This window comes from Mediterraneibacter faecis (genome assembly GCF_055383675.1).
This window is the reverse complement of record NZ_AP043803.1, coordinates 2,774,328-2,787,269: the sequence shown is the minus strand read 5'-3', so window position 1 is coordinate 2,787,269 and position 12,942 is coordinate 2,774,328. Positions and strand designations below refer to the sequence as shown.

Here is a 12,942-nt window from a genome sequence, read left to right as displayed (position 1 = left end):
AATTAAAATAAAGAGTAGTTACACTGCTTGCAAATAATAGGAGAACTCCTTTCAGTTGTGATAAGATGCAGTCTGAGAGGAGTTTTTTGTAGAATAGAGTAAATAAAAATGCTGTACAACTTGAAAATCTTGATAAAATATGGTAAAAATAGATATAGAAAATACCAGGAAAGCGGGCGGTAGAATGGAAGAAGTAAAAATAATAATACTGAAGGATGTATTGCCTTTTGTGGATCCGGTGGCAAGATCCCATGCAAGAAGAGTTCTGAAAGATGCAGAAGGATACAAGGAGCTTGTAATTGATTTTCGGGGAATTGAATTCATGGGGCGCGGCTTTGCGGATGAAGTATTCCGTGTATTTCAGGAAGAGCATCCGGAGATAAAGATTACACCGCTTCATGCAAGCACATCCATGTTAGCGATGATTCGCCATCTCGGAGGAAAACAACAATAAATGATATTTACAGATTCCTTGTAAACCGTTACAATAGGAAGTCGGGGCATTTGTCTCTGATATCTTATTATATAGAAGAAAAGGAACAAGGAAAATGGGGATTTATCTGATTGTATGCCCGCTGGTGTTTCTGGCGGGCTTTGTTGATTCAATTGCAGGAGGCGGTGGACTTATCTCGCTTCCGGCATATATGTTTGCCGGGATTCCGGTGCATAATGCAATCGCGACGAACAAGCTGTCATCTTCAACAGGAACGGTAGTATCGACAGCGAGACTGATTAAGAATAAGAAAGTAGACTGGGGATTTGTACCAGGAACAGTGATCGGAGCGTTGATTGGTTCTGTTGCAGGGGCGAATCTGGCGTTGATCATCAGCGACCATATTTTGAAAATGGTATTGGTTGTGATCCTGCCGATCGTAGCCTTCTGTGTGTTGAGAGACAAGAACATGGATGTGGAAGTTCCGGTCGGAATGACAAAGAACAAGCAGTATCTGATCGCGATTGTATGCTCTTTGGTGATTGGTTGTTATGACGGATTCTACGGTCCGGGAACAGGAACCTTCTTGCTGCTTGTATTTACCAAGCTTGCGAAGATACCATTGGAGAAAGCGACAGGAAATGTGAAGATTGTGAATCTTTCTTCCAATATTTCAGCGCTGATCACATTTATCCTGGCAGGGAAAATCCTGTGGGGACTGGGACTGGCAGCATCCTGTTTCAGTATCGCAGGGCATTACGTAGGTGCCGGAATGGTTGTGAATAATGGGGTGAAAGTGATTAAGCCGATTATTCTGATCGTGCTGGTACTGTTATTGGTTAAGGTTGTGTCTGGGATATAAGTAACTGTTCAGAGCCAAGCAAAATTTCATAAAACAGGTGTAAAATGCTTGCATTTTTAAGGCTGTTTTTGAAATTTTATTTGGCGGATACGCCATACCGACGAAATGCGTAGCATTTTGGAGGTTGGCTCTGAACAGTTACGAATATAATAAGGAAATAAAAGAAGCAGAATCATGGGTGGAAATGATTCTGCTTCTTTGTGCATAGGCTTAACTTTTATACAAAATAACATAAATTTGTCAATTTTTATAAACATTATAATATAATACTTACATCACTAATCTCAGCACTCTGGTCTTATCCAATATAAAAATAGAACATACCATAAACAGATGCGCCAGCAGCGTGCTGACGATCACACCGTTAGACGTAAGCAGGAATCCGGTATAGAATCCAAACCAGCAGACGAATCCGGAGTAACTTGCCATCAGGATAAGCAGTGGCAATTCTTCCCAGAAGCCGTGAAGTGTGCTTAAAAAGTCATCCATTGTAAAATCGAAGTAGATAAAGCGACCAACTGCAAGCGTGATGAAGTACATCATCAGTGAATCGTAGTTGTCATCATTGTAAATAAACTTAATATACAGAAGTATCAGTATAATATAAAAGGAAGATACCAGTCGGATGGACGCCTTCTGGTTGGAATCTATTTCTTCCAATGGTACAAATACAATATCAAGCCATCCATTTAAGATAACGGAGAAGCAAAGGAAGAGTAAAAGGATAATATCCTGATACTTCTGCCAATAGATGGACACGCCTGGAATCCTCTCGTCAATCACATAGTAAAGTGACAGAAAGATCAGCACGGAGGTGCTGGCGAAGACCATCTCAAAGAAACTTTCAATAATGCTTCTTTTTCGCTCCTGATGGTGGCGGTTGATACGACGGATTGCTTTGTGAGACAGGGAGTCATCCTGCAGTCGCTGGCGTGTTTTCAATTTGGCTACGCCAAGAACAATACCGATCACAACGGCCAGCCCGATCAGCGAGACGAGCAGGTAGATTCCGATGTATTCAAAGTTAAAGTAGTGTGTAACATAAGTTCTCATTAAAATGCCTTCTTTCAAATTCCTTAGCAGATGGTAAATGTTTCTAACCACCTTAATTTTAATTATAGCACGGTGATGCAAGGGATAATCAGGTTTATGGTTAGCGTATACTTATAAGATTTATAAAATAGTGGATAAAATTGAACCTAGTCAAACAAAATAAACTATGTTAGACTATCAATAGATTGATAAAAAGATAACAAGCATGGTATCTGTCAGAATGGATTGTCAGTCGTATGTAGTGCGAGTAGTAACCAAAACAGTTTACCAGGGAGTGGGAAAAGGACAGGATGAGAATAATGAAAGCAATTGTATTCGATGTAGACGACACATTATATGATTTATCAACTCCATTTAAGGAAGCATGCAGGGAGGTTTTCCCGGAAGATAAAGATCTGGATCTGGAAGGCGCATTTTTGGCAAGCAGAAGATACAGTGATTCCGTGTATGCACGATGTTTAAGTGGTGAGATGTCGATGGAAGAGATGTATATCTATCGATTCAAAAATGCATTTCTTGATTATGGGAAGAAGATTGATGCACTCAAAGCATTGGAATTCCAAGCAATTTATGAAGAAAAACAGCATGAAATCAAGATGACAGATGCAATGAGACAGTTGATGCAGAACTTGAAAGAGAAGGTGACTCTGGGAATCGTTACAAATGGTCCGGCGCAGCATCAGTGGGATAAAGTGAATGCGCTTGGTGTAACGGAATGGATTCCAGTAGGTCATGTATTTATATCAGGAGCACTCGGGGTAGCAAAACCGGACAAGAGGATTTTCAGTCGTGCGGCGGAAAGAATGGGGATTTTGCCGCAAGAGATCTGCTATGTAGGAGATTCTTTTGAAAATGATATTGTTGGGGCAAAAGCTGCAGGATGGAATGCAGTCTGGTATAATCATCGCGGACATCAGGCAGCAGGTGATGTAAAGCCGGATGCAGTGGTAAGAAGTGAGGCAGAATTGATTGCATGTCTGGAGAAGATCAGCACAAAGGAGTGAGCGGAATATGCAGAAGGAAGCCCAAATAATCAAGGTGATGGCTGCTCCGGAAGCTGGATGGTAAAAGAAAACCTTTTAAAAAAAGAAAAATAACAGCTGTAAGAGAAATATATTTCAATTACAGCTGTTATTTTCTTCTTATTCGTTATTCTTCTACTTTTTCACTTTTATCTTTCGGCAGAATCAGACTGAGCAGCAGTGATACTACGAACACACCTGCAACAGCATTTCCATTGAAGATATCTCCCACAGCCTGTGGGAAAGCGCTGAAGAAGTTCGCATCTGTTTGTGTAAGACCAACGCCGACGCAGAAAGCGAGAGATACAATGATCATTGTGCGGTCATTGAACTCGCAGTCTTTGAGCATCTTGATTCCTTCGTACAGGATTGAACCAATCTTCCATATTGGATAGTTAGACAGCGTCTGCTTCTTCATTTTTTCCGAGTCTGCGAAGCATTGTCTTCTTGACTGCACGGAAAATGTTTTCATAACCTGTGCAGCGGCACAGATGACCGGACATCATTTTACGGATCTCATCGTCTGAGAATTCTTTGCCGGCATTTAAAAGTTCAGTTGCACTCATGATGAATCCAGGTGTACAGAAGCCACACTGAACAGCTGCTTCGTCAATAAATGCCTGCTGAATATCGGATAACTCACCATTTGGTCCGGCGAGACCTTCAAGAGTAAGGATTTCTTTTCCCTCAGCCCACACACCGAGATAGATACAGGAGTTGAAGCATTCCCCATCAATGATTACATTGCATGCTCCACATTCTCCGACTTCACAGCCTTTCTTTACGCTGGTCAGACGGAAGTCATCTCTTAAAACATCTGTAAGTGATGCACGGACATCGATCATTTTCTCGACTTTCTTACCGTTGATCGTGCAGGTAAGTAATTTGTACTGTTTATTCATCGATCACACCTCCTGCCAATCTGATAGATTCTGTCAGTGCACGCTCTGCAAGAACAGTAGCGATGTGCTGACGGAATGCTTTGGATGCTCTCCAGCTGTCACGTGGATTGATATCTTCCAGAACAGCCTGACCAAATTCATGAACAACAGCTTTTGTAAGCGGTTTGCCCTTTGCTTTTGCCTCAGCAGAAGGCGCACGCATCGGAACAGGTCCTGCAACTCCGTAAGCAATTCTGACATCCTCGATCGTCTTCTTATCCTCAGAGAGTTTTACATTGACAGAACATCCTGTTGTTGCGATATCCATTGCATTACGCATTGCGTATTTAATGTAATGTCCGTGGTAGCCTTCGTATGCTTCCTTCGGAATGATGATCGCTGTCTGAATCTCTGCCGGTTTCAGATCAACGACTCCTGCTTTAATATAGAAGTCATGGATCGGGATTCTGCGAACTCCGTCCGGTCCTGTGATCTCAACAATTGCATCCCATGCACGAAGTGTTGAAGCGGAATCAGCGGATGTAACACCATTACATGTGTTTCCACCGATCGTTCCGATGTTACGGATCTGTGGTCCACCAACCATATCAACAGCTTCCCCAAGTACGTTGATATGCTTCTGGATGATCGGATCCTTTGTAATATGAGAGAAGCTGGTCAGAGAGCCAATGCGGATCGCACCGTCTTCTTCATAAGATATGCCTCTCATTTCATCAATTTTATAAATGCTTACAAGTTCTTTTCCTGCGCGACGTCCTTCACGCATCTGTACAAGAACGTCACTTCCGCCGGCAATGATCTGTGCTTCCGGATGTTCCTGTAAAATCTGTATAGCATGAGCTACGCTTTCAGCTTCATAAAGTGCTTTAAGATCATACATTTGCTTCTCCTCCTTCCTCAAACATATGTTGTTCCTTCATACTGCGAAACAAGTGGTGTGGATTCACCGGTGCATCATTTACATAGACACCTGTTGCCTGATAAACTGCGTTACGGATTGCAGGTGCAATGGAACATGTCGGTGGCTCACCAAGAGATTTTGTTCCGAATGCACTTGTAGGCTCCGCATTTTCTACGAAATAAGCGCGTAGTCTCGGGTGATCCATAAATGTGGATAACTTGTAATCGAGCAAGTTATTATTTAATGCTCTTCCGGTCTTCGGATCAAAGAGCAGGTTTTCAGAAAGTCCGAATCCGATTCCCATACTCATACCACCGTGTACCTGAGCTTCAGCAAGTGCCGGGTTGATAAGAGTTCCGGCGTCATGTACATTGACGATATCAAGCAGTTTTACCTTACACATCGGGATGTCAACTTCAACTTCTGCAAATGTACATCCGAAGGAGTAAGCATTGGACTTAATCTGTGCTGTACTTTCAGCTGACAGATGCTCACTGTGTGAAAGGCTGTAAAGTGCTTCTGTTGAAAGATCTCCAAGAGACATCAGAACACGGTTATCTGTGATACGAACAATCTGTCCGTCAATGATATCCAGGTTATATTCAGGCATTCTTGTCAGTTCATGCGCATATTTTAAAATGCGTTCTTTCAGAAGCAGCGCTGTCTGGCGAATTGAGAATCCGGCTGTATAAGTCTGACGGGATGCATAAGCACCTGTTCCGAATGGTGTAACGTCTGTATCCTGACAGGAAACAACGTGTACAGCTTCAAGCGGAACGCCAAGAATATCTGCAGTCATCTGTGAATATGCAGTATCAGCACCCTGTCCGATCTCTGTCTCACCGAGCTGAACCTGAAGAGAACCATCCTGATTCAATACCATACGGCAGGAAGATGTCTCAAGTGAGATTGGCCATACAGCTGTGTTGTACCAGAAGACTGCCATACCGATACCTCTGCGGATATCTCCTGTCTGGTTCTGGTATTCTTTGTATTTACGAAGGTAATCAGTAACTTCGATTCCTTTGTCAAGACACTGGTTGAATGTGTCGCTGTATAATTCATTTTTAGAAAATGCATCCTTGAATCCGACCGGCATCAGGTTTTTGCGGCGGAATTCAAGCGGATCCATGTTAAGTTTTGCACAAATGTCTTCTGTATGACATTCTACAGCCCACATTGCCTGCGGAATTCCGTAACCACGCATCGCACCGGCAACGGATTTGTTTGTGAATATCGTATAAGCATCAGCCTCTACGTTATCACAAGGATAAAGCTGCGGGAATGCGCCAACTCCTTTGGCACAGATACTGTGACCGTGAGATGCGTAAGCACCCTGATCAGAAAATGCTTCCAGTTTTCTTGCAGCAAATGTTCCATCCGGGCGAACCCATGAAATGATGTGGCTCTTGATCGCATGACGTACACGAGTAGAAACAAAGGTCTCCTCTCTTGGTACATCAAGTTTAATAAGATGTCCGTGAAGCTGCATGGACAGCCATGCACAAAGTGGTTCATACAAAACATCCTGTTTATTTCCGAAACCACCGCCGATGTAAGGCTTGATGACACGAATCTTACCCCATTCAACTCCGAGTGCCTGACCGACAACTCGACGTACGATATGAGGAATCTGAGTAGAACTTACAACCTTGATGCGGTCGCCTTCCATCTCAGCATAGCAGATGAAATTCTCAATATGACAGTGCTGAACGGTTGGTGTGCTGTACCAGCCTTCTACTTTGATCAGTCCAGGTTCTTTGATTGCTTCTTCGTAGTTACCTTTACTGATCGTTGTGTGTTTGAGAATATTGTTTGGATATTTATCATGAAGCTGAGGAGCATCCTCTTTCATAGCATCCATAACATCCAGAACAAATGGATATTCTTCATATTCTACTTTGATCGCACGAAGTGCCTGTGCAGCGGAAACCTCATCCTCTGCTACAACCGCAGCGATATCATCCCCATAAAATCTGACGCGGTCTGTAAGTACAAGACGATCGGCAACATCCTGATGTGATTTATCTGTGGACCATGGATGTCCGGCAGTTGGGAAATAATGCTTCTCCTTTAAATCAAAACAGGTAAATACTTTTACAACTCCAGGTATCTTCTCAGCTTCAGATGTGTCAATAGAAAGAACATGTCCGTTGGCAATTGTAGAGTGTAAAATACGTGCAATATAGGCACTCTTATCACAGAGATCATCTGTATACCTTGTACGTCCAATTACTTTATCGTAGGCATCTACACGAGTAACCTTTTTTCCTACATACATGTTATCCCCTCCTTAAACATAAGTTTGGATCAACCGTTTACGTAAAAATCAATATCCTGTTTCATCTGAAGATATTGGGCTTGGGTAATCACGATCTTTCCTTTATTTAGCGTCAGAAGATTCATCTCTTCCAGCTTTCTGATGTTTCTGTCCAGAGTTTTAATAGAAATCCCCACTTCTTCGGAAATGCGCGCTCGTGTCTGGTTAAGTACCAGAATCTCCGGTGCCGGGATCTTTTGTTCATATATTCCTGCTTTTTAAGTGGTAAGCTATTAAATAAATCCACGAATCTTCCTCCTCCTTTTTATTCATTATAGAGAGAAAAGCTGATACATTAAAAGGCCATGTGACATTTTTTCTCCGCTTTTTTGAATTATGGCGTTTTGGACAAAAAATGACTATAAATTAATTGTATTATAATGTTTTTTTGGCAAAAATGACAATAAAAATTGAAAAAATATTGATTTGTAAAGTTATCCACAAATTATCAACAAAAAAGATGAGTTATAAACAAGAAACACATTGCAATTAAAAGTGGACTGGGATATTCTGAGAACATACCAATTCATGAAGTTGGTGTTGGGCAGGTAAGAGGACTGTTTTATTTTAAATATCGCATCAAAATAAACGATGAAAAACAAATTACAAAACTATTTCCCAATGATCAGAACCAAAGGACAAGTGCTTGAAGAAATCCGGAATAGCCCGAAAATGTGGAAGACATTTTGCGGTTGGGAAGAAAAATACCAACAGGAATATCTTGACATTTGCACTGGTGTAAAAGGTGTAAAACTTCTCTATGATACCTATTTTAAAGTTATTATGAATCCGGATACCAGACCCGAAAGGTTAAATGATTTTCTATCAGAAATACTGGGAAGAAAAATTAGAATTTTAAAAGTACTTCCGAATGAATCAGCGCGTATTGCAGCAGAGAGCTCCTTATTGATTATGGACATTGTTGTTCAGTTTGAAGATGGCAGTATAGCAAATGTTGAAGTACAAAAAATGGGATATTTATTTCCCGGACAGAGAAGTGCCTGTTATTCTTCTGATTTATTGTTACGACAGTATAAACGAGTGCGCGCAGAATTAGGAAATTCATTTACTTATAAGAGAATTCAGAAAGTCTATACAATTGTATTATTTGAAAAGAGCAGCGCTGATTTCCGCAGGTTTTCGAAAGAAATATATATTCACCATTGCGAACAAAAAAGTGATACAGGAGTAGAAGTGAATTTACTGCAAGAATATACTTTTATATGTCTTGACATTTTTAGTGACATCATTCAAAATGAAAACAGAAAGATAAAAAACAGATTGGAAGAGTGGCTCGTATTTCTCAGTCAGGATGATCCGGAGATGATTATAAAACTTTTGAATCAAAATTCGGATTTTCAGAAGATTTATGAAGAAATCTATACACTCTGTCTTAATATGGAAGGAATGATGGAGATGTTTTCGAAAGAACTTGAGATTTTGGATCGTAATACAGTAAAGTTGATGATTGACGAGATGGAAGAAGAATTGGCACAAGTAAAGGCAAGTGTTGCAAAACAGGTCGAAGAACAAGTGGCAGAGAAGGTAGCCGAACAGGTGGCTCAAGCGAAGGAGAGCATTGCAAGAGAACTAGAAGAAGAGAAGCAAAAGATAGAAGAAGAAAAGCAAAGAGCGGAAGAAGAAAAACAAAGAGCAGAAGAAGAAAAACAAAGAGCTGATAAAGCAGAAGAGGAAAATATGAGATTAAGAAAGAAATTGATGGAATTGCAAAAATTGTAATAAGGTAGATACAAAAAATTAAAAAAACTTAGAAAAATTTAAATTTGTGCTTGCATATCTCTGATACGTATGATAAGATATAACTCGTGTCAGAGATAACACAAGACACGCGGGTGTAGTTCAATGGTAGAACACCAGCCTTCCAAGCTGGATACGTGGGTTCGATTCCCATCACCCGCTTTTTTTGTACCCGTTTTTAAAAAAGAAGGAGGCCAAGAACATGAAAACAGCAATTACAATCGCCGGAAGTGACTCTAGCGGAGGCGCAGGAATCCAGGCTGATATCAAGACAATGATCACCAATGGAGTATATGCAATGAGTGCGATTACTGCATTGACAGCGCAGAATACAACAGGTGTTACTTCTATATTAAATGCAACACCGGAATTTTTAGGACAGGAGCTTGACAGTATCTTTACAGATATCTATCCGGATGCCGTAAAGATCGGGATGGTTTCAGATAAAGAACTGATCAAAGTTATTGCAGCGAAGCTGCGTCAGTATGAAGCAAAGAATATTGTAGTAGATCCTGTTATGGTAGCAACAAGCGGAGCGAAGCTGATCAGTGATGATGCGGCGGATACATTGAAGGAAGAATTATTCCCGCTTGCAAGTGTACTGACTCCGAATATTCCGGAGGCAGAGGAGTTGATCGGAAGAAAGATCACAAGTGCAGAAGAGATGATCGATGCGGCGAAAGAAATTTCAGAAAAATATCACTGTGCAGTACTCTGCAAGGGGGGACATAACTTAAATGATGCGAATGATCTGCTGTATGCAGATGGAGCGTATCGATGGTTTAACGGAAAAAGAATTGATAATCCGAATACTCATGGTACAGGTTGTACATTGTCTTCTGCGATTGCTTCTAATCTTGCAAAAGGATTCTCATTGGAGGAGTCTGTGGAGCGTGCGAAAGAGTATATCTCTGGGGCACTTGCAGCAATGCTTGACCTTGGGAAGGGAAGCGGTCCAATGGATCATGGATTTGCTATCCAGAATGAATATACAAAAGAAGCAGAGGCATAAACTATGGAAAAAAGAACATCATTATTTGAGAACGGATTAATCTGGTTTGGAGCAGGAGTCTCCATTGCTGAGATTCTTACAGGGACATATTTTGCAGCTCTTGGATTTGGCAGAGGGCTGGCAGCCATTCTGGTAGGACATGTGATTGGATGTATCATGTTGTTTCTGGCTGGAGTGATTGGAGGTAAGACAAGAAAAAGTGCCATGGAGACAGTAAAAGACAGCTTTGGAAGTCATGGAGGACAGCTTTTCGCAATCCTGAATGTGCTTCAGCTTGTCGGATGGACTGCAATTATGATCTATGATGGAGCACTGGCAGCAGGAGGCATCTTTACAGTGGGACACTGGGTATGGTGTCTGGTAATAGGAGCATTGATCATTGTATGGATTCTGATCGGAATTACGAATCTTGGAAAGGTAAATACAGTTGCGATGGCAGCACTTTTTATTCTTACATTGATTCTTTTTAAGATTATTTTCTTTGATGGAACTGTAGTTACATCCATTACCGATGAGACATTTTCCTTTGGAGCAGCAGTAGAACTTGCGGTTGCAATGCCATTGTCCTGGCTTCCGTTGATCAGTGATTATACAAGAGAGGCGAAAGAACCTGTGAAGGCAACCGCAGTCAGTACAGTTGTTTATGGAGTTGTAAGCTGTTTTATGTATCTGGTCGGAATGGGTGCTGCATTGTTCACAGGAGAAAGTGATATCGCACAGATCATGGTAAAAGCAGGACTTGGAATCGCAGGTCTTCTGATCATTGTATTTTCAACAGTTACAACCACTTTCCTGGATGCTTATTCAGCAGGAATTTCAAGTGAATCCATCTTTGCAGGACTTAAAGGAAAATACGTTGCTGTAGTTGTAACAGTGATCGGTACCATCGGAGCAATTGTCTATCCGATGGACGATATCACAGATTTCCTGTATCTGATCGGCTCTGTATTTGCGCCAATGATCGCAGTGCAGATTGCAGATTTCTTTATTCTGAAAAAGAAAAAATCGGAAACCGGATTCGATTGGTGTAATCTGTTGATCTGGCTGGCCGGCTTCATTTTATACCGTGTTCTGATGAATATTGATATGCTGCTTGGAAATACACTTCCGGATATGGTTTTGACAATTCTTCTTTGCATGATCGTGGCAACAGTAAGAGGAAGAAAGAAAGCATAGCCTTTTAAAGGTCAGCGCGAAGCATAACCTTTGCGGTAAAGACTCCATCTTCATAAGTAAAATTACAAGAACCATCGTTCTTTTCTGCCATTCTGCGGACAGACTGGGTACCGATTCCCAGACCTTTTCGCTTGGTGGAATGGAACAGATGGTTCTTTTCTTTGATCGTTCCGTCAAAATTATTTTCTACCCGGATTAAAAGAATAGAAGCAGAATGTTGATAGATTTCCAACGATATCTGCTGCTGCGCAGCGGTAGTTTTGCGACTGGCTTCCAATGCATTTTCTAATAGATTGGAAAGAATAAGACAGAGATCCATTTCATCTACGGAAAGTTCTTTTGGAAGATCAACACGGGCAGCAAATGGAATTTCTTCTTTTTGAGCAAGCGCATAATAATATCCAATCACGTTATCGACAGACTGATTTTCACAGAAGTGATAAGTAAGGTTTGGAATTTTATCCATTGCATTTTGCAGGTATTCTTTGATCTTTTCTAAATCACCGTCTTTGGCCATGGTGGAAAGTTGTATAAAATGATGACGAATATCATGTCGAGCCTGTCTGGCATCTTCAATCGCACTTCTTAAATTCTCATATCGTTCCTGCTGTACAGAAAGAAAAAGATTTTCCTGCTGAAGTTTTTTGTTTTTATTCAGGATATTAGCCATCATTAAAAACATCGAGTAAAATAATGCAAGGATGAGTAGAAGAGCATAAACAATCACAATGTATCCACGCAGAAAACGCTGCGTGTGCAGGATGGTATTATATTTTGGAATCAAAGCAAGGTTCAATCCGATGACCAGAACCGGGAGAATCCAGAAAACATACCAGGTCGGAGCAAGATTTTCATCTTCTACTATTTCTTTGACTGAATGGGAGGCTGGATACCATACGAGAAGGACGAAAAGAATGCAGAAAAGATTATACAGGATCCCAAAAGTAGAAAAACCGGAAAATGCAAGGTGTTCAGAACCAAAATTCAACATTGCAGAAGCAGCTCTGGAAAGGCTGTTAAAGCAGGAAAAAACTGCACAGACGGCAAGAAAGATGCTGACAGATTTCCAAAGTGAAATTAATAAAGTGTTATGATATAGAACAAGTAGAACAAATAAAAGAGGAAGAAGAACAGATCTTGTTGACAAATGGAATCTATAGCATGCAAAACCACAAAAACAAGAGCATATAATAAGAAGCGGAAGCATCCAGACAGCCAGCTTCTTAGGTGTTTGCTTCAGAGATGATCTTACCGGCAGATAGGCAAGCAGCATACCAGGAATCAAAACTGTAAATTCCAAAGTCTGGAAAATTAAAGTCCGCATCAAAATCCCCCCTTTTGAAATAGATAATCCATAAAGTGTTGTCGTGCAGGTTTGCACAGTTCATATTAAATACAAACGTTTTGACATAGGATTAGTATACCACAGAATGTCGATTCGTGCCATTTTCAGACAGTTCATGCCAAAAATATTGAAAAATCCGGTATCAAAAATATAATGAT

At 40.9% G+C, this 12,942-nt stretch carries 11 protein-coding genes, 1 tRNA gene and 1 pseudogene; 7 read left to right on the top strand and 6 right to left on the bottom strand.

The features are described from left to right. Positions 1 to 184: 184 nt before the first annotated feature. Both ACZ47Z_RS13305 and ACZ47Z_RS13300 read left to right on the top strand, forming a co-directional pair. Entirely contained in the window at positions 185 to 454 is a 270-nt protein-coding gene (locus tag ACZ47Z_RS13305; RefSeq protein WP_054751406.1) for an STAS-like domain-containing protein, read from the top strand. Positions 455 to 548: 94 nt separating this feature from the next. Continuing rightward, entirely contained in the window at positions 549 to 1,295 is a 747-nt protein-coding gene (locus ACZ47Z_RS13300) for a TSUP family transporter (RefSeq protein ID WP_015528406.1), read from the top strand. 270 nt (positions 1,296 to 1,565) lie between these two features. Here the strand turns inward: ACZ47Z_RS13300 and ACZ47Z_RS13295 are convergent, their stop codons facing one another. Beyond that, positions 1,566 to 2,348, bottom strand: coding sequence for a hypothetical protein (locus ACZ47Z_RS13295; RefSeq protein ID WP_054751409.1), 783 nt, complete (start codon positions 2,346 to 2,348; stop codon positions 1,566 to 1,568). A gap of 290 nt (positions 2,349 to 2,638) precedes the next feature. Between ACZ47Z_RS13295 and ACZ47Z_RS13290 the strand changes: the two genes are divergently transcribed. Continuing rightward, positions 2,639 to 3,352: an HAD family hydrolase gene (locus ACZ47Z_RS13290; RefSeq protein ID WP_464525632.1), complete on the top strand. Its 714-nt coding sequence runs from the start codon at positions 2,639 to 2,641 to the stop codon at positions 3,350 to 3,352. A gap of 145 nt (positions 3,353 to 3,497) precedes the next feature. Here ACZ47Z_RS13290 and ACZ47Z_RS13285 read toward each other — a convergent pair. From ACZ47Z_RS13285 to xdhA, 4 genes and pseudogenes are all read right to left on the bottom strand, one after another. Then, positions 3,498 to 3,749 (bottom strand): annotated as a pseudogene (locus ACZ47Z_RS13285) (purine permease); the annotation flags it as partial. A gap of 16 nt (positions 3,750 to 3,765) precedes the next feature. Continuing rightward, positions 3,766 to 4,272 carry a xanthine dehydrogenase subunit XdhC gene (gene xdhC / locus ACZ47Z_RS13280; RefSeq protein ID WP_020437186.1) on the bottom strand — a complete coding sequence of 169 codons (507 nt, stop codon included), beginning with the start codon at positions 4,270 to 4,272 and terminating at the stop codon, positions 3,766 to 3,768. After that, positions 4,265 to 5,152, bottom strand: a complete 888-nt coding sequence (xdhB, locus tag ACZ47Z_RS13275; RefSeq protein ID WP_464525631.1) for a xanthine dehydrogenase subunit XdhB — start codon at positions 5,150 to 5,152, stop codon at positions 4,265 to 4,267. Before xdhB ends, xdhC begins: the two co-directional genes overlap by 8 nt. After that, on the bottom strand, positions 5,145 to 7,454 hold the full coding sequence (xdhA, locus tag ACZ47Z_RS13270) for a xanthine dehydrogenase subunit XdhA (protein WP_464525630.1): 2,310 nt from the start codon (positions 7,452 to 7,454) through the stop codon (positions 5,145 to 5,147). Before xdhA ends, xdhB begins: the two co-directional genes overlap by 8 nt. Positions 7,455 to 8,165: 711 nt before the next feature. Here xdhA and ACZ47Z_RS13265 point away from each other — a divergent pair. The 4 genes from ACZ47Z_RS13265 (at position 8,166) to cytX (ending at position 11,439) form a co-directional block, all read left to right on the top strand. After that, positions 8,166 to 9,233: an Rpn family recombination-promoting nuclease/putative transposase gene (locus ACZ47Z_RS13265; protein WP_226866203.1), complete on the top strand. Its 1,068-nt coding sequence runs from the start codon at positions 8,166 to 8,168 to the stop codon at positions 9,231 to 9,233. Positions 9,234 to 9,342: 109 nt separating this feature from the next. Next, positions 9,343 to 9,413 (top strand) — tRNA-Gly (locus tag ACZ47Z_RS13260). Positions 9,414 to 9,453: 40 nt separating this feature from the next. Then, on the top strand, positions 9,454 to 10,263 hold the full coding sequence (thiD, locus tag ACZ47Z_RS13255; protein ID WP_015528392.1) for a bifunctional hydroxymethylpyrimidine kinase/phosphomethylpyrimidine kinase: 810 nt from the start codon (positions 9,454 to 9,456) through the stop codon (positions 10,261 to 10,263). Between the two features lie 3 nt (positions 10,264 to 10,266). Further along, positions 10,267 to 11,439, top strand: a complete 1,173-nt coding sequence (cytX, locus tag ACZ47Z_RS13250; protein WP_054751419.1) for a putative hydroxymethylpyrimidine transporter CytX — start codon at positions 10,267 to 10,269, stop codon at positions 11,437 to 11,439. 4 nt (positions 11,440 to 11,443) lie between these two features. On the opposite strand, the gene ACZ47Z_RS13245 is transcribed toward cytX, so the two are convergent. Beyond that, positions 11,444 to 12,763: a sensor histidine kinase gene (locus tag ACZ47Z_RS13245; protein ID WP_054751421.1), complete on the bottom strand. Its 1,320-nt coding sequence runs from the start codon at positions 12,761 to 12,763 to the stop codon at positions 11,444 to 11,446. Positions 12,764 to 12,942 lie beyond the last annotated feature (179 nt).